Annotated in this window: 16 protein-coding genes; all 16 read left to right on the top strand. The window is 59.4% G+C overall.

The genetic code is table 11. The annotated features are described in order from the left end of the window. Positions 1 to 156 precede the first annotated feature (156 nt). The gene (locus BMS17_RS23250) at positions 157 to 603 is read left to right on the top strand and encodes an NUDIX hydrolase (RefSeq protein ID WP_046032482.1); all 447 of its coding nucleotides are present in this window, start codon (positions 157 to 159) and stop codon (positions 601 to 603) included. Positions 604 to 662: 59 nt separating this feature from the next. Beyond that, a complete protein-coding gene (gene mnmA, locus BMS17_RS23245; RefSeq protein WP_046032483.1) occupies positions 663 to 1796 on the top strand; it encodes a tRNA 2-thiouridine(34) synthase MnmA in 1134 nt (377 codons plus the stop codon). Then, positions 1793 to 2416, top strand: a complete 624-nt coding sequence (hflD, locus tag BMS17_RS23240; protein WP_046032484.1) for a high frequency lysogenization protein HflD — start codon at positions 1793 to 1795, stop codon at positions 2414 to 2416. Before mnmA ends, hflD begins: the two co-directional genes overlap by 4 nt. Before the next feature lie 124 nt (positions 2417 to 2540). Beyond that, a complete protein-coding gene (purB, locus tag BMS17_RS23235; RefSeq protein ID WP_046032485.1) occupies positions 2541 to 3911 on the top strand; it encodes an adenylosuccinate lyase in 1371 nt (456 codons plus the stop codon). Between the two features lie 86 nt (positions 3912 to 3997). Then, entirely contained in the window at positions 3998 to 5167 is a 1170-nt protein-coding gene (locus tag BMS17_RS23230; protein ID WP_046032486.1) for a cupin domain-containing protein, read from the top strand. After that, positions 5160 to 5585 (top strand): GNAT family N-acetyltransferase, encoded by a 426-nt coding sequence (locus BMS17_RS23225; protein ID WP_046032487.1) that lies wholly within the window; start codon positions 5160 to 5162, stop codon positions 5583 to 5585. The genes BMS17_RS23230 and BMS17_RS23225 overlap by 8 nt, the downstream gene beginning before the upstream one ends. Positions 5586 to 5801: 216 nt before the next feature. Beyond that, entirely contained in the window at positions 5802 to 6563 is a 762-nt protein-coding gene (locus BMS17_RS23220) for a secretin N-terminal domain-containing protein (RefSeq protein ID WP_046032488.1), read from the top strand. 475 nt (positions 6564 to 7038) lie between these two features. Next, complete coding sequence (gene aceA, locus BMS17_RS23215) at positions 7039 to 8364, top strand: isocitrate lyase (protein WP_008032724.1); 1326 nt, start codon at positions 7039 to 7041, stop codon at positions 8362 to 8364. A gap of 689 nt (positions 8365 to 9053) precedes the next feature. Beyond that, on the top strand, positions 9054 to 9467 hold the full coding sequence (locus tag BMS17_RS23210) for an NADH-quinone oxidoreductase subunit A (protein WP_003223812.1): 414 nt from the start codon (positions 9054 to 9056) through the stop codon (positions 9465 to 9467). A gap of 10 nt (positions 9468 to 9477) precedes the next feature. Then, positions 9478 to 10152 (top strand): NADH-quinone oxidoreductase subunit B family protein, encoded by a 675-nt coding sequence (locus tag BMS17_RS23205; protein ID WP_007946424.1) that lies wholly within the window; start codon positions 9478 to 9480, stop codon positions 10150 to 10152. 73 nt (positions 10153 to 10225) lie between these two features. After that, a complete protein-coding gene (gene nuoC, locus BMS17_RS23200) occupies positions 10226 to 12010 on the top strand; it encodes an NADH-quinone oxidoreductase subunit C/D (protein WP_046032489.1) in 1785 nt (594 codons plus the stop codon). A gap of 2 nt (positions 12011 to 12012) precedes the next feature. Further along, positions 12013 to 12510 carry an NADH-quinone oxidoreductase subunit NuoE gene (gene nuoE, locus BMS17_RS23195; protein WP_008020715.1) on the top strand — a complete coding sequence of 166 codons (498 nt, stop codon included), beginning with the start codon at positions 12013 to 12015 and terminating at the stop codon, positions 12508 to 12510. Continuing rightward, a complete protein-coding gene (gene nuoF, locus BMS17_RS23190; protein ID WP_046032490.1) occupies positions 12507 to 13862 on the top strand; it encodes an NADH-quinone oxidoreductase subunit NuoF in 1356 nt (451 codons plus the stop codon). The genes nuoE and nuoF overlap by 4 nt, the downstream gene beginning before the upstream one ends. 137 nt (positions 13863 to 13999) lie before the next feature. Next, on the top strand, positions 14000 to 16714 hold the full coding sequence (nuoG, locus tag BMS17_RS23185) for an NADH-quinone oxidoreductase subunit NuoG (RefSeq protein ID WP_077431872.1): 2715 nt from the start codon (positions 14000 to 14002) through the stop codon (positions 16712 to 16714). Beyond that, the gene (gene nuoH, locus BMS17_RS23180) at positions 16711 to 17718 is read left to right on the top strand and encodes an NADH-quinone oxidoreductase subunit NuoH (protein ID WP_007946419.1); all 1008 of its coding nucleotides are present in this window, start codon (positions 16711 to 16713) and stop codon (positions 17716 to 17718) included. The genes nuoG and nuoH overlap by 4 nt, the downstream gene beginning before the upstream one ends. Positions 17719 to 17730: 12 nt before the next feature. Further along, entirely contained in the window at positions 17731 to 18276 is a 546-nt protein-coding gene (nuoI, locus tag BMS17_RS23175) for an NADH-quinone oxidoreductase subunit NuoI (protein WP_007946418.1), read from the top strand. Positions 18277 to 18278: the final 2 nt, after the last annotated feature.

Below are 18278 nucleotides of genomic sequence, written 5' to 3'. Positions count from 1 at the left end.
CTGGCCTCAATTCCAGCACAAACACAGATCAACTGTGGGAGCTGGCTTGCCTGCGATGGCATCACTGCGGTATGCCTGACACACCGCGGTGATGCCATCGCAGGCAAGCCAGCTCCCACAAGGACCGTATTTCAACATTCAAATTGAGGGCATCTCATGGATTGGCTACCCCACATCACCGTCGCCACCATCGTCGAAGACAACGGCCGCTTTCTGATGGTCGAAGAACTCAAACACGGACGAGCGGTACTGAACCAGCCCGCTGGCCACCTCGACCCGGACGAAACCCTGACAGAAGCCGCCATCCGCGAAACCCTCGAAGAAACCGGCTGGGACGTCGAGCCGACCGGCGTCGTCGGCATTTATCTCTATACCGCCCCCAGCAATGGCGTGACTTACCAGCGAGTCTGCTTCATTGCAAAACCGCTCAAGCACCACCCGGACTATCAATTGGACGACGGCATCGTCGGCGCCAAGTGGCTGACGCGTGACGAATTGCTGGAACAGCGCGCAAACTGGCGCAGTGAGCTGATCATCCGCTGTATCGATGATTATCTGGACGGCAATCACTTCAGTCTCGAACTGATCCGCCCTTCTCTTTAGCCTTGCGGGCTCCGGCCTGTTAGAATCGCGTCCTTTTTCAAGACACTCATTGAATCCCTATGCGTGATCCAGCCCCTTCTGACACACAAAAGAAGCGCGTCATTGTCGGTATGTCCGGCGGCGTGGACTCTTCCGTTTCCGCCCTCCTGCTGATCGAGCAGGGCTACGAGGTGGAAGGCCTGTTCATGAAGAACTGGGAAGAAGACGATGGAACGGAATACTGCACCGCCATGGACGACCTGGCGGATGCCCAGGCCGTGTGCGACAAAATTGGTATCAAGCTGCACACCGCCAACTTCGCCGCCGAGTACTGGGACAACGTGTTTGAGCACTTTCTGGCCGAATACAAGGCCGGCCGCACGCCAAACCCGGACATCCTGTGCAACCGTGAGATCAAGTTCAAGGCGTTCCTCGACTACGCCATGATGCTCGGTGCCGACCTGATTGCTACCGGCCACTACGTGCGCCGCCGCGATATCGACGGCCGCACCGAACTGCTCAAGGGCCTGGACGCGAACAAGGACCAGAGCTACTTCCTGCACGCCGTGGGCGGTGAACAGATTGCCAAGACCCTGTTCCCGGTCGGCGAACTGGAAAAACCCGAAGTACGCGCAATTGCCGAGAAATACGAGCTGGCGACCGCGAAGAAAAAGGACTCCACCGGCATCTGCTTTATCGGCGAACGCCGCTTCAGCGACTTCCTCAAGCAGTACCTGCCCGCGCAGCCTGGCGAGATCAAGACCACCGAAGGCGAAGTCATCGGCCGCCACCACGGCTTGATGTACCACACCATCGGTCAGCGCCAGGGCCTGGGCATCGGCGGCTTGAAAGACGCCAGTGACGAGCCATGGTACGTGCTGATCAAAGACCTGGAACACAACGAGCTTATTGTTGGCCAGGGCAATGACCACCCTTACCTGTTTTCCCGCGCCCTGCTCGCTTCGGACATCTATTGGGTCAACCCGATTGATTTGACCGAACCGCGCAAGTTGACCGCCAAGGTCCGCTACCGCCAAAGCGATCAGCCTTGCACGCTGGAGAAAACCGCCACCGGCTACCGCGCGACCTTCGATGACCCGCAGCGTGCGGTCACTCCAGGCCAGTCCGTGGTGTTCTATGACGGTGAAATCTGCCTCGGCGGTGGCGTGATCGAAATTGCAGAGCCGTGGACCAGCAAAGGCCAGCCTCAATGAGCCCGACCCAGGAGCAACTGACGGCACTGGGCGGCGTGTTTCTCGCCGCCGTCCTCGTCGACAAGATTGCCAAGAGCGGCCAGACCTCTGAAGCCGGCCTGACCTGCATGCTCGGCAGCCTGCTGATTCGCGACCCCAAGGACACGCTGGAAGTCTACGGCGGCGACGACCTCAATCTGCGCGAAGGTTATCGCGCACTGATCGGCGCCCTGGAGCGCGACCCGAGCGCCCTGCAACGCGAACCGTTGCGTTACGCGCTGGCGATGCTGGGGCTGGAGCGCCAGCTGGCCAAACGTGGCGACATGCTGGACGCGATCGGCAAGCGCTTGCCGCAGATTCAATCCCAGGTCGAACACTTCGGCCCCGCTCATGAAAACGTGATCGCCGCGTGCGGCGCGTTGTATCAGGACACGTTGAGCACACTGCGCCAACGCATCCAGGTCCATGGCGACATGCGCAACCTGCAGCAACCGAGCAACGCCTCGAAGATCCGCGCCCTGTTGCTGGCCGGTATTCGTTCGGCGCGCTTGTGGCGACAGTTGGGCGGTCACCGCTGGCAGCTGGTGATCAGCCGCCGCAAATTGCTCAAAGAGCTTTACCCGTTGATGCGTAACGAATAACTCGCATCGGCAGACCTTTACACCGAGTTACGCGTAATACGCCGGTCAGTTGGCGACGGACCGGCGGATTTTTTCATGTATGATACGCGCCCCATTTCGTTGCCCGACTGTCCGAGAACACCCCATGCAGCTTTCTTCGCTCACTGCGGTTTCCCCTGTTGACGGCCGCTACGCCGGCAAAACCCAGGCCCTGCGCCCAATTTTCAGCGAATACGGCCTGATCCGTGCTCGCGTTCTGGTTGAAGTGCGCTGGCTCCAGCGCCTGGCCGCTCATCCTGCCATCAGCGAAGTACCGGCGTTCTCCGCCGAAGCCAACGCTGTACTGAACACCCTGGCGGAAAACTTTTCTCTGGAGCACGCCGAGCGTGTCAAAGAGATCGAGCGCACCACCAACCATGACGTTAAAGCCATCGAATACCTGCTCAAAGAGCAAGCGGCCAAGCTGCCAGAACTGGCTGCCGTCAGCGAATTCATCCACTTTGCCTGCACCAGCGAGGACATCAACAACCTGTCCCACGCCCTGATGCTGCGCGAAGGCCGTGATGACGTGATGCTGCCGCTGATGCGCCAGACCGCCGAAGCCATCCGCGAACTGGCCATCCGTTTTGCCGACGTGCCAATGTTGTCGCGCACCCACGGCCAACCGGCTTCGCCGACCACCCTGGGCAAAGAAATGGCGAACGTGGTGTACCGCCTGGAGCGTCAAATTGCTCAGGTCGCTGCCGTTCCGCTGCTGGGCAAGATCAACGGCGCTGTCGGCAACTACAACGCTCACCTGTCGGCCTACCCTGAGATCAACTGGGAAGAAAACGCCCGCGCTTTCATCGAAGACGAACTGGGCCTGGGTTTCAACCCGTACACCACGCAGATCGAACCGCACGACTACATTGCCGAGCTGTTTGACGCCATCGCGCGCTTCAACACCATCCTGATCGACTTCGACCGCGACATCTGGGGCTACATCTCCCTGGGTTATTTCAAACAGCGCACCATCGCTGGCGAAATCGGTTCGTCGACCATGCCGCACAAGGTCAACCCGATCGACTTCGAAAACTCCGAAGGCAACCTGGGCATCGCCAACGCACTGTTCCAGCACCTGGCGAGCAAGCTGCCAATCTCCCGCTGGCAGCGCGACCTGACCGACTCCACCGTGCTGCGCAACCTCGGTGTCGGCTTCGCCCACAGCGTGATCGCGTACGAAGCCAGCCTCAAAGGCATCAGCAAGCTGGAGCTCAATGCCCAGAAGATCGCTGCCGACCTGGACGCTTGCTGGGAAGTATTGGCCGAGCCGATCCAGACCGTAATGCGCCGCTACAACATCGAAAACCCGTACGAAAAACTGAAAGAACTGACCCGCGGCAAGGGCATCAGCCCTGAAGCGTTGCAGACTTTCATCGACGGCCTGGACATGCCAGCCGCCGCCAAGGCCGAGCTGAAATTGCTCACCCCGGCGAACTACATCGGTAACGCTGTAGAGCAAGCCAAACGCATCTGATTGACCGCTTGCCCCGCTTGAGACGCCCGGCAGCGCCGGGCGTTTTTATTCCTGTCTCAAAAGTGCTTTTTTTCAATAGGTTACACATGAATCCTGACATTCCTCTTCAACTTCTGGGCGGTATCACGGCACGCGAGTTCCTGCGCGACTACTGGCAGAAAAAACCGCTGCTGATCCGCCAGGCGATTCCTGATTTCGAAAGCCCGATCGACGCCGACGAACTGGCCGGTCTGGCGCTGGAAGAAGAAGTCGAATCGCGCCTGGTGATCGAGCACGGCGAGCACCCTTGGGAATTGCGTCGCGGCCCGTTTGCCGAAGACGAGTTCAGCAAACTGCCGGAACGCGAGTGGACCCTGCTGGTTCAAGCGGTGGATCAGTTTGTGCCTGAAGTGAGCGAGCTGCTGGAACACTTCCGCTTTCTGCCGAGCTGGCGCGTTGACGACGTGATGATCAGTTTCGCAGCCCCAGGTGGCAGCGTCGGTCCACACTTCGACAACTACGACGTATTCCTGCTGCAAGGCCATGGCAAGCGCAACTGGAAAATCGGCCAGATGTGCGATTCCGAGAGCCCGCTGCTGCAACACGCCGACCTGCGCATCCTGGCGGAATTCGAAGAGACCGCTGAATGGGTCCTGGAACCGGGCGACATGCTGTATCTGCCGCCACGCCTGGCCCACTGCGGCGTGGCCGTCGATGATTGCATGACGTATTCCGTGGGTTTCCGTGCGCCGAGCGCCGCTGAAGTGTTGACCCACTTCACCGACTTCCTCAGCCAGTTCCTGACAGACGAAGAGCGTTACACCGACGCCGACGCCCTGCCAGCGGTTGATCCTCACCAGATCCAGCATGACGCCCTTGATCGCCTCAAAAGCCTTCTGGCCGAGCACATGAGCGACGAGCGTCTGCTGCTGACCTGGTTTGGCCAGTACATGACCGAGCCGCGCTATCCAGAACTGGTGGTCGGCCCGGAAGAGATCGAAGAAGACGACCTGCTCGCCAGCCTGGAGCAAGGTGCCGTACTGATCCGCAACCCAAGTGCGCGCCTGGCCTGGTCCGAAGTCGATGACGACCTGCTGCTGTTTGCCAGCGGCCAAAGCCGTTACCTGCCAGGCAAGCTGCGCGAACTGCTGAAGTTGATTTGCGCTGCCGACGCACTGCACATCGACAACCTCGGCGCGTGGCTGACCGATGAAGACGGTCGTGGCCTGCTGTGCGAACTGATCAAGCAAGGCAGCCTGGGGTTTGCTGATGAATAAAATTCACGTACGTGTCGCAGACTGGCAGAAGGATATCGCCGAGATCCGGCGCATTCGTGAGACGGTGTTCATCGCCGAGCAATCCGTTCCACCTGAGCTGGAATGGGATGCTGATGACGCAACCGCGGTGCATTTCCTGGCCTTCGAAGGCGACTTTCCGATAGGCACCGCCCGCCTGCTGCCCGATGGGCACATTGGCCGGGTCTCGGTACTCAAGGACTGGCGCGGCTTGAAGGTCGGCGATGCACTGATGCAAGCGGTGATCGGCGAAGCCGAAAAACGTGGGCTGAAGCAGCAAATGCTCAGCGCACAAGTGCAAGCCACGGCGTTCTATGAGCGCCTGGGTTTCAGCATGGTCAGCGAGGAGTTCCTGGAAGCCGGGATTCCGCATGTGGACATGGTGCGGCACTCCGCGTGAGACCGAAGCGCTGCCATCGCAGGCAAGCCCGGCTCCTACAGATTCAGCGCGATACCTGTAGGAGCCGAGCTTGCTCGCGATGAGGCCCGCAAGAACACACAAAACGCCCCGCCATCTTCGGATGCCGGGGCGTTTTGCTGTCTAAGATTCAACTTGCCCCACGCCGGGCCGACAAACTGGCACTATCAACACTTCAAGATGTCGGAGATAACGGATATGTCCCTACGCACCCTGCTCACCACCTTGCTGTTGGCTTGCAGTTTTTCGGCCATGGCGGCCACCGAGATCGTGCCGCTGAGCTTCCGTACCAGTGCTGACATGCTGCCCATGGCGCAGGATTTCATTGGCAAGGAAGGACAGGTCAGCGCCTACGGCAATCAACTGATCATCAATGCCGATCAACGCAAAATCGACGAACTTAAAGCGCTGATCGCACAACTTGATACCCAACCCAAACGCCTGCTGATCACCGTCGACACCAATGAAAACAACTTCCAGGGCGATCAGGGCTACTCGGTAAACAGCGCCAAGCCGAGCCAGACCCGAATCATCAATCACAGCACTGACAGCCGTGACGGCGGCATCCAACAGGTCCAGGCCAACGAAGGCACCCCCGCACTGATTCAGGTGGGCCAGAGCGTTCCACTCATCAGCTCGCAAACCGACTCCTACGGTGATTTGCGCAGCCAGACCGAATACCGCAACGTCACTCAAGGCTTCTACGTCACCGCCAGCGTCACCGGCGACATCGTTCACCTGGCAATCAGCACAAACCGTGACCGCATGAGCCAGGAACGGCCCGATGTAGTGAACGTGCAAAGTACCGACACAACTGTCACCGGACGCCTCGGTGAGTGGATCCTGCTGGCCGGGATGAACGGCCAGACCCAGGCCGACAAACAGGCCATGACCCGCAGCTACTCAACCCAGAGTCGCAACGACATGACTTTGCGGGTGAAAGTCGACACCTTGGACTAAAGCACCAATAACTGACTGATTAGTCTTATTAGACCAAAGATGTAGTGCTTGAAAAAAAGCACTACAAAACGTTTGACGATCGAAAAAAGCAAAGGCATGATGGCCTCGCTCCCGCTAATCAGAGGCCCTGGCAAGGGCCTTCGAGGCGATGCTCGCACCTACCCCGCGAGCCGCTTCGTGTCTGTACCGCCCACAAGGTGTGTTTGACGAGGTTGCCGACTGGAACGAAGTTGTCCCGAGGGACGGAAGCGTAATTAGGTAACCCGGCTACTCACTGTAGTTCGCACCAAGGCCCACGATGCCCGAATGCGCTCGCCAGCTCGCCCTTACCTGCTCACTTCCCCTCGAGCCCATCGTTCATCCCGTCGCCACCCCCGCCAAATCCGACTTGACCGCCAAAGCTTCTGGTCAGCGCGCAGCATGAATTTTCCACAGCAGCACAACTTTCCGTAAAGACGCGACGAGGTTTATCTCCATGGCACTGACACGCGAACAGCAAATTGCAGCCCTCGAAAAAGACTGGGCTGAAAACCCACGCTGGAAAGGCGTGACACGCGCTTACTCCGCTGCTGACGTCGTCCGCCTGCGTGGCTCGGTTCAACCTGAGCACACCTTTGCAAAACTGGGCGCCGAGAAGCTCTGGAACCTGGTTACCCAGGGTGCCAAGCCGTCCTTCCGCCCTGAGAAAGATTTCGTTAACTGCATGGGCGCCCTGACCGGCGGCCAGGCTGTACAACAAGTTAAAGCCGGTATCCAGGCGATCTACCTGTCGGGCTGGCAGGTTGCGGCGGACAACAACTCCGCTGAATCGATGTACCCGGATCAGTCGCTGTACCCGGTGGATTCGGTTCCAACCGTGGTCAAGCGCATCAACAACTCGTTCCGTCGTGCTGACCAGATCCAGTGGAAAGCCGGCAAAGGCCCGGGCGACGAAGGCTACATCGACTACTTCGCTCCGATCGTAGCTGACGCCGAAGCCGGTTTCGGCGGCGTACTGAACGCTTACGAGCTGATGAAGAGCATGATCGAAGCAGGCGCCGCCGGCGTTCACTTCGAAGACCAACTGGCTTCGGTGAAAAAATGCGGCCACATGGGCGGCAAGGTACTGGTTCCTACCCAGGAAGCCGTACAGAAGCTGACCGCTGCTCGCCTGGCCGCTGACGTTGCCGGTACTCCGACCATCATCCTGGCCCGTACCGACGCTAACGCAGCTGACCTGCTGACTTCCGATTGCGACCCGTACGACCAGCCGTTCGTCACTGGCGAACGTACCCAGGAAGGCTTCTACAAAGTGCGCGCCGGTCTGGACCAGGCCATCGCTCGCGGCCTGGCTTACGCTCCGTACGCCGACCTGATCTGGTGCGAAACCGCCAAGCCAGACCTGGACGAGGCTCGCCGCTTCGCTGAAGCGATCAAAAAGGAATACCCGGACCAACTGCTGTCGTACAACTGCTCGCCTTCCTTCAACTGGAAGAAAAACCTGGACGACGCGACCATCGCCAAGTTCCAGCGCGAACTGTCCGCCATGGGTTACAAGCACCAGTTCATCACCCTGGCCGGCATTCACAACATGTGGCACAGCATGTTCAACCTGGCGCACGACTACGCCCGCAACGACATGACTGCCTACGTGAAGCTGCAAGAGCAAGAGTTCGCTGACGCTGCCAAGGGTTACACCTTCGTGGCTCACCAGCAGGAAGTGGGCACCGGCTACTTCGACGACATGACCACCGTGATTCAGGGCGGCTCGTCTTCGGTAACCGCACTGACCGGTTCGACTGAAGAAGAACAGTTCCACTGATCTGCTTCACCTGAACAAGTGGCCGCTGCGGACCGAGTAAAAAGCTAACCGCAACGCTGCACATCTGACGCCCCGACTGGTTCGGGGCGTTTTTTTGCCTACGATTTGTAGGCCATCACAACCCTGTAGCAGCGGCCGAAGGCTGCGTTCGAGGACGAAGTCCTCGCGAAACCATCCACCGTGTTGTGCCTGTTTCACCGTGCACTCGGGTTTTACGACGGCTGCGCAGCCGAACGCAGCCTTCGGCAGCTGCTACAGGGATCGTGCACGCCGGATTTTGTGCGGAAAATCATTGATCCTGAGCATTTTCCCGATTAGGAAAACAGGGTAAAACAACCCCGCTCGCTACTTGCAGTAACGCGCATATAAGGCAACTTCCTGATCGCCTACTCGCTAAACTGTTTAAAAATCACTGCAAACAATATTGATTATCATTTAGCCGCAACCATGTTCGTTACGCGCTGCGCAAAACATAATTAATGAAATCCCGGCTAATGCCCGAAGCGCATGGGCTGCGGGGCTTTGGAGGTGCGCTATGTCCTTATTCCTATAAATAATTTCGCTATAGGAATTTTACTTGCTGGGTGTTTAGCCATAAAATCAGCGGGATTGATTGCTGCGACATATCGTCACTGCGTTGTTACTTTTTTAAGCTCAGAGACCTTTGCTCTCTGTTAAGGATTACCAGCATGCCCGAAGCGACAGGACTCATGGCCCACAACTGGGGCTTTGCCATTTTCCTTCTGGGCGTCGTCGGCCTTTGCGCCTTCATGCTCGGCGTTTCCAGCCTCCTCGGGTCAAAAGCCTGGGGCCGCAGCAAAAACGAACCGTTCGAATCCGGCATGCTGCCTACAGGTGGCGCCCGTCTGCGGCTCTCAGCCAAATTCTATCTGGTCGCGATGCTCTTCGTGATCTTCGATATCGAAGCCCTCTTTCTCTTTGCATGGTCTGTGTCCGTCCGCGAAAGCGGCTGGACCGGATTCGTCGAAGCTCTCGTTTTCATAGCAATTCTGTTGGCAGGCCTTGTCTACCTATTCCGAGTGGGCGCCCTTGACTGGGCTCCGGAAGCTCGTCGTAAGCGACAAGCGAAGCTGAAACAATGAGGCTTTGGCAATGCAATACAATCTCACCAGGATCGACCCCGATGCTCCTAACGAGCAGTATCCGATTGGCGAACGGGAAACCGTTTCCGATCCGTTAGAAGATCAAGTCCACAAAAACATTTTCATGGGCAAGCTCGAAGACGTGCTTAACGGCACGATCAACTGGGGGCGCAAGAACTCCCTGTGGCCGTATAACTTCGGTCTTTCGTGCTGCTACGTGGAAATGACCACTGCCTTCACGGCGCCCCACGACATCGCGCGCTTTGGCGCCGAGGTTATCCGGGCATCGCCGCGTCAGGCGGATTTCATGGTTATCGCCGGTACCTGCTTCATCAAGATGGCGCCGATCATTCAGCGTCTCTACGAGCAAATGCTCGAACCTAAATGGGTTATCTCCATGGGTTCGTGCGCCAACTCCGGTGGCATGTACGACATCTACTCCGTCGTTCAAGGGGTGGACAAGTTCCTGCCCGTGGACGTCTACGTGCCTGGCTGCCCGCCCCGCCCTGAAGCTTTTCTGCAAGGTTTGATGCTCTTGCAAGAGTCGATTGGACAGGAGCGTCGTCCGCTTTCCTGGGTCGTTGGTGATCAAGGCGTGTATCGCGCCGAGATGCCTTCCGAAAAGGAAAAGCGCCGCGAACAGCGAATCGCAGTCACCAACCTGCGCAGCCCCGACGAAGTCTGATCCAGATCTGCTTCTTTCTATAGAACGAGAACCTGGCTTCATTCTTTACGTTGACCGAAAGCGATAAATAACCATGACTACAGGCAGTGCTCTGTACATCCCGCCTTACAAGGCAGACGACCAGGATGTGGTCGTCGAACTGAACAACCGTTTTGGCCCGGAGGCGTTCACCGCCCAACCTACCCGCACCGGCATGCCGGTGCTTTGGGTTGCGCGTGCCAAACTCGTCGAAGTCCTGACATTCCTGCGTAACCTGCCCAAGCCGTACGTCATGCTCTATGACCTGCACGGCGTGGACGAGCGTCTGCGCACCAAGCGTCAAGGGCTGCCAAGTGGCGCCGACTTCACTGTGTTCTACCACTTGATGTCGATCGAACGTAATAGTGACGTAATGATCAAGGTCGCCTTGTCCGAGGGCGACCTCAACGTGCCGACCGTGACCGGTCTGTGGCCGAACGCCAACTGGTACGAGCGTGAAGTGTGGGACATGTACGGCATCAACTTTGCCGGTCACCCGCACCTGACCCGCATCATGATGCCGCCGACCTGGGAAGGTCACCCGCTGCGCAAGGACTTCCCGGCCCGTGCCACCGAGTTCGACCCGTTCACCCTGAACCTGGCCAAGCAACAGCTTGAGGAAGAAGCCGCGCGCTTCAAGCCTGAAGACTGGGGCATGAAGCGTTCCGGTGCGAACGAGGACTACATGTTCCTCAACCTCGGTCCCAACCACCCTTCCGCGCACGGTGCGTTCCGCATCATCCTGCAGCTGGACGGTGAAGAGATCGTCGACTGCGTGCCGGACGTCGGTTACCACCACCGTGGTGCCGAAAAAATGGCCGAGCGTCAGTCCTGGCACAGTTTCATCCCGTACACCGACCGTATCGACTACCTCGGCGGTGTGATGAACAACCTGCCGTACGTGCTCTCGGTCGAGAAGCTGGCCGGTATCAAGGTGCCCGAGAAGGTCGACGTCATCCGCATCATGATGGCCGAGTTCTTCCGTATCACCAGCCACCTGCTGTTCCTGGGGACTTACATCCAGGACGTCGGCGCCATGACCCCGGTGTTCTTCACGTTCACCGACCGTCAGAAGGCGTACACGGTGATCGAAGCCATTACCGGTTTCCGTCTGCACCCGGCCTGGTACCGCATTGGTGGCGTCGCTCACGACCTGCCGCGCGGCTGGGAAAAACTGGTGAAAGACTTCGTCGAGTGGATGCCAAAGCGACTGGACGAATACCAGAAAGCCGCCCTGGACAACAGCATCCTGCGTGGCCGGACCATCGGCGTCGCCGCCTACAACACCAAGGAAGCCCTGGAATGGGGCGTCACCGGTGCCGGCCTGCGTTCGACCGGTTGCGACTTCGACCTGCGTAAAGCTCGTCCATACTCCGGTTACGAAAACTTCGAATTCGAAGTGCCGCTGGCGGCCAACGGCGATGCCTACGACCGCTGCATTGTGCGCGTCGAAGAAATGCGCCAGAGCATCAAGATCATCGAGCAGTGCATGCGCAACATGCCGGAAGGCCCGTACAAGGCGGATCACCCGCTGACCACGCCGCCGCCGAAAGAGCGCACGCTGCAACACATCGAGACCCTGATCACGCACTTCCTGCAAGTTTCGTGGGGCCCGGTCATGCCGGCCAACGAATCCTTCCAGATGATCGAAGCGACCAAGGGCATCAACAGTTATTACCTGACGAGCGATGGCGGCACCATGAGCTACCGCACCCGGATTCGTACCCCAAGCTTCCCGCACCTGCAGCAGATCCCTTCGGTGATCAAAGGCAGCATGGTCGCGGACTTGATTGCGTACCTGGGTAGTATCGATTTCGTTATGGCCGACGTGGACCGCTAAGCATGAATAGCACGCTTATCCAGACAGACCGTTTCACCTTGAGTGAAACCGAGCGCTCGGCCATCGAGCACGAGCTGCATCACTACGAAGACCCGCGCGCGGCGTCGATCGAAGCCCTGAAGATCGTCCAGAAGGAACGTGGCTGGGTGCCGGACGGCGCCTTGTACGCCATCGGCGAGATCCTCGGCATTCCGGCCAGCGACGTTGAAGGCGTGGCTACGTTCTATAGCCAGATCTTCCGTCAGCCAGTGGGCCGTCACATCATTCGCGTCTGCGACAGCATGGTCTGCTACATCGGCGGCCACGAGTCCGTGGTCAGCGAAATCCAGAGCAAGCTGGGCATCGGCCTGGGTCAGACCACCGCCGACGGTCGTTTCACCCTGCTGCCGGTCTGCTGCCTCGGCAACTGCGACAAGGCGCCGGCGTTGATGATCGACGACGACACTTTCGGTGATGTGCAGCCAGCCGGCGTTGCCAAATTGCTCGAGGGCTACGTATGACCCTGACTTCCTTCGGTCCTGCCAACCGCATCAAGCGTTCGGCCGAGACTCACCCGTTGACCTGGCGTCTGCGTGACGACGGCGAAGCCGTGTGGCTCGACGAGTACCAGGCCAAGAACGGTTACGCCGCAGCGCGCAAGGCCTTCGCCGACATGGCTCAGGACGACATCGTCCAGACCGTGAAAGACTCCGGCCTCAAAGGTCGCGGCGGTGCAGGCTTCCCCACGGGCGTTAAGTGGGGCCTGATGCCCAAAGACGAATCCATCAACATCCGTTACCTGCTGTGCAACGCGGATGAAATGGAACCGAACACCTGGAAAGACCGCATGCTGATGGAGCAACTGCCCCATCTGCTGATCGAAGGCATGCTGATCAGTGCTCGCGCGCTGAAAACCTACCGTGGCTACATCTTCCTGCGTGGCGAGTACACCACCGCCGCCAAGCACCTGAACCGTGCCGTGGAAGAAGCCAAGGCAGCTGGCCTGCTGGGTAAAAACATCCTGGGCAGCGGCTTCGATTTCGAGCTGTTCGTCCACACCGGTGCCGGGCGTTACATCTGCGGTGAAGAAACCGCACTGATCAACTCCCTCGAAGGCCGCCGCGCCAACCCGCGCTCCAAGCCGCCCTTCCCTGCCGCCGTTGGCGTTTGGGGCAAGCCGACTTGCGTGAACAACGTGGAAACCCTGTGCAACGTCCCGGCGATCATCGCCGACGGCGTGGACTGGTACAAATCGTTGGCCCGCGAAGGCAGTGAAGACATGGGCACCAAGCTCATGGGCTTCTCCGGCAAGGTCAAGAACCCGGGCCTGTGGGAATTGCCGTTCGGCGTCACCGGTCGCGAGTTGTTCGAAGACTACGCTGGCGGCATGCGCGACGGTTACAAGCTCAAGGCCTGGCAGCCAGGCGGCGCCGGTACCGGTTTCCTGTTGCCGGAACACCTGGACGCACAAATGTACGCCGGCGGCATCGCCAAGGTGGGCACCCGTATGGGTACTGGCCTGGCCATGGCGGTCGACGACAGCGTCAATATGGTTTCCCTGCTGCGCAACATGGAAGAGTTCTTCTCCCGCGAATCCTGCGGCTTCTGCACCCCGTGCCGTGACGGTTTGCCGTGGAGCGTCAAGCTCCTGCGTGCGATCGAGAACGGTGAAGGGCAAGCCGGCGACATCGAGACCCTGCTGGGTCTGGTCGGCTTCCTCGGCCCAGGCAAGACCTTCTGTGCTCACGCACCGGGCGCCGTGGAGCCGTTGGGCAGCGCAATCAAATACTTCCGCCATGAGTTCGAAGCCGGCATCGCGCCTGTCAGCGCCGTCGTCCCGCCTCTGGCAAGGCCGATCGTAGTCGGCGCTTAACGCTTAAAAAAGGTGAACGGTCCGTGCCGTTCGCCTTCTCGTGTGATGACGCCTTGAACGGCTGTGTTGATTCACGCGAATAACAAGATTCCATTAGCCACGCCCGCTGACACCGGGCCAACGAAGAACTTTGAACCATGGCCACTATCCACGTAGACGGCAAAGAGCTCGAAGTCGATGGGGCAGACAACCTGTTACAGGCATGTCTGTCGCTAGGCCTCGATATCCCGTATTTCTGCTGGCACCCAGCCCTAGGCAGCGTTGGTGCTTGCCGCCAGTGCGCGGTCAAGCAGTACACCGACGAAAACGACACCCGCGGTCGTATCGTCATGTCCTGCATGACCCCTGCAACCGATGGCACCTGGATCTCCATCGAAGATGAAGAATCCAAAGCCTTCCGCGCCAGTGTTGTTGAATGGCTGATGACCAACCACCCGCACGACTGCCCTGTGTGCGAAGAAGGCGGTCACTGCCACCTGCAAGACATGACGGTAATGACCGGCCACAACGAGCGCCGTTACCGCTTCACCAAGCGTACTCACCAGAACCAGCAACTGGGCCCGTTCATTTCCCACGAAATGAACCGCTGCATCGCTTGCTACCGCTGCGTACGCTTCTATAAGGATTACGCCGGCGGCACCGACTTGGGTGTATTCGGCGCCCACGACAACGTGTACTTCGGTCGCGTTGAAGACGGCACCCTGGAAAGCGAGTTCTCCGGCAACCTCACCGAGGTCTGCCCGACCGGTGTGTTCACCGACAAGACTCACTCCGAGCGCTACAACCGCAAGTGGGACATGCAGTTCTCGCCGAGCATCTGCCATGGCTGCTCCAGCGGTTGCAACATCTCCCCGGGCGAGCGTTACGGCGAACTGCGTCGTATCGAAAACCGTTTCAACGGTTCGGTAAACCAGTACTTCCTGTGCGACCGTGGCCGTTTTGGCTATGGCTACGTCAACCGCGAAGACCGCCCGCGTCAGCCACTGCTGGCCAACGGCGCCAAGCTGAGCCTCGACGAAGCGCTGGACAAAGCCGCTGACCTGCTGCGCGGTCGCAACATCGTCGGTATCGGTTCGCCACGTGCCAGCCTCGAAAGCAACTACGCGTTGCGCGAACTGGTCGGCGCCGAGCACTTCTACTCCGGTATCGAAGCGGCCGAGCTGGAGCGCATTCGTCTGGTCATGCAGGTGTTGAAAGACAGCCCGCTGCCGATCCCGAACATGCGCGACATCGAAGACCACGACGCCGTGTTCGTCCTCGGTGAAGACCTGACCCAGACCGCAGCCCGCATGGCCCTGTCCCTGCGTCAATCGGTCAAAGGCAAAGCCGAAGACATGGCCGACGCCATGCGCGTTCAGCCTTGGCTCGACGCCGCCGTGAAGAACATCGGTCAGCACGCGATGAACCCGCTGTTCATCGCCAGCCTGGCTGAAACCAAGCTCGACGACATCGCCGAAGAGTGCGTTCACGCCGCTCCCGACGACCTGGCCCGCATCGGTTTCGCCGTGGCTCACGCCCTCGACGCCAACGCTCCGGCCGTTGAAGGCCTGGACGCTGAAGCCCTCGAACTGGCCAAGCGCATTGCCGACGCCCTGCTCGCCGCCAAGCGTCCATTGATCATCGCCGGTACTTCCCTGGGCTCCAAAGCCTTGATCGAAGCTGCCGCGAACATCGCCAAGGCTCTGAAGCTGCGCGAGAAGAACGGTTCCATCAGCCTGATCGTGCCAGAGGCCAACAGCCTCGGCCTGGCCATGCTCGGTGGCGAATCGGTCGACGCCGCGCTGCAAGCCGTGATCGACGGTAAAGCCGACGCCATCGTCGTGCTGGAAAACGATCTGTATACCCGTACCGACAAAGCCAAGGTCGATGCTGCCCTGACCGCCGCCAAAGTGCTGATCGTCGCCGACCATCAGAAGACCGCCACCAGCGATCGCGCGCACCTGGTTCTGCCAGCCGCCAGCTTCGCTGAAGGCGACGGTACGCTGGTCAGCCAGGAAGGCCGCGCCCAGCGCTTCTTCCAGGTGTTTGATCCGAAGTACATGGACGCGAGCATCCTGGTTCACGAAGGCTGGCGCTGGCTGCATGCCCTGCGCGCAACCCTGTTGAACCAGCCGATCGACTGGACCCAACTGGACCACGCCACCGCTGCCGTTGCTTCCAGCACTTCGATTCTGAACCCCATCGTCGATGCCGCACCGTCCGCCTCGTTCCGCATCAAAGGCATGAAGCTGGCCCGCGAACCACTGCGTTACTCCGGTCGTACCGCCATGCGCGCCGACATCAACGTGCACGAACCGCGTACTCCGCAAGACAACGACACCGCGTTCAACTTCTCGATGGAAGGTTACTCGGGCTCGGTCGAACCGCGTCAGCAAGTGCCATTCGCCTGGTCTCCGGGCTGGAACTCGCCGCAAGCCTGGAACAAGTTCCAGGACGAAGTCGGTGGTCACATCCGCGCTGGCGACCCGGGCACCCGCCTGATCGAAAGCACCGGTGACTCGCTGAACTGGTTCGCCAGTGTTCCGCGCGCGTTCAACCCGGCTCCGGGCACCTGGCAGGTTGTGCCGTTCTTCCACCTGCTGGGCAGCGAAGAGACCTCTTCGAAAGCCGCGCCGGTTCAGGAACGCATTCCAGCCGCCTACGTCGCATTGGCCAAGTCCGAAGCCGACCGCCTGGGTGTCAACGACGGCGCCATGCTCAGCTTGAACGTCGCTGGCCAGACCTTGCGTCTGCCGCTGCGCATCAACGAAGAGCTGGGTGCCGGTCTGGTTGCATTGCCTGCGGGCATCGCCGGCATTCCGCCAGCGATCTTTGGCAAATCCGTTGATGGTCTGCAGGAGGCAGCGCAATGACTTGGTTCACTCCTGAAGTGATCGACGTGATCATCGCAGTCATTCAGGCCATCGTGATTCTGCTCGCCGTGGTGGTGTGCGGCGCGCTGCTGAGCTGGGTCGAGCGTCGTTTGCTCGCCCTCTGGCAGGACCGTTACGGTCCGAACCGCGTCGGCCCGTTCGGCGCGTTCCAGATCGCGGCCGACATGATCAAGATGTTCTTCAAGGAGGACTGGACCCCGCCGTTCGCCGACAAGATGATCTTCACCCTGGCACCAGTCGTGGCCATGAGCGCCCTGCTGATTGCCTTCGCGATCATCCCGATCACCCCGACCTGGGGCGTGGCGGATCTGAACATCGGTATCCTGTTCTTCTTCGCCATGGCCGGTCTGTCGGTCTACGCGGTGTTGTTCGCCGGTTGGTCGAGTAACAACAAGTTTGCCCTGCTGGGCAGCTTGCGGGCCTCGGCGCAAACTGTGTCGTACGAAGTGTTCATGGGCCTGTCGCTGATGGGCATCGTGATCCAGGTCGGCTCGTTCAACATGCGCGACATCGTTGATTACCAGGCTCAGAACCTGTGGTTCATCATTCCGCAGATCTTCGGTTTCCTGACCTTCTTCATCGCTGGCGTGGCCGTGACTCACCGTCACCCGTTCGACCAGCCGGAAGCGGAACAGGAACTGGCCGACGGTTACCACATTGAATACGCCGGCATGAAATGGGGCATGTTCTTCGTCGGTGAGTACATCGGCATCGTGCTGATCTCAGCGCTGCTGGTGACCTTGTTCTTCGGTGGCTGGCACGGCCCGTTCGGCATCCTGCCGCAGATCCCGTTCATCTGGTTTGCAATGAAAACCGCGTTCTTCATCATGATCTTCATCCTGCTGCGCGCCTCGATTCCGCGCCCACGGTATGACCAAGTGATGGACTTCAGCTGGAAGTTCTGCCTGCCGCTGACCCTCGTCAACATGCTGGTGACCGCTGCGATCGTGTTGCTCAACACGCCCGCCGTCGCGGCTCAGTGAGGATAGAGAATCATGAAGTACATATTTGACATCGTGCATGGCTTCTTCACCCAGCTTCGCAGCCTGGTGATGATTTTCGGCCACGCCTTCCGCAAGCGCGACACGCTGCAGTACCCGGAAGAAGCCGTGTACCTGCCGCCGCGCTACCGTGGTCGTATCGTCCTGACCCGCGACCCTGATGGCGAGGAGCGTTGTGTAGCCTGCAACCTGTGCGCCGTGGCATGCCCGGTGGGTTGCATCTCGCTGCAGAAAGCTGAAACCGAAGACGGTCGCTGGTACCCGGACTTCTTCCGCATCAACTTCTCGCGCTGCATTTTCTGCGGCCTCTGCGAGGAAGCCTGCCCGACCACCGCGATCCAGCTCACACCGGATTTCGAGATGGCCGAGTTCAAACGTCAGGACTTGGTTTACGAGAAAGAAGATCTGCTGATCTCCGGCCCCGGCAAAAACCCTGATTACAACTTCTATCGTGTTGCAGGTATGGCGATTGCCGGAAAGCCGAAAGGCTCCGCGCAGAATGAAGCCCAGCCGATCAACGTGAAGAGCTTGCTGCCTTAAGG

It is taken from the genome of Pseudomonas sp. C9 (genome assembly GCF_002000165.1).
Classification (GTDB): domain Bacteria; phylum Pseudomonadota; class Gammaproteobacteria; order Pseudomonadales; family Pseudomonadaceae; genus Aquipseudomonas.
Note: the sequence above shows the minus strand (reverse complement) of the source record. Positions and strands in the feature narration are given on the sequence as shown.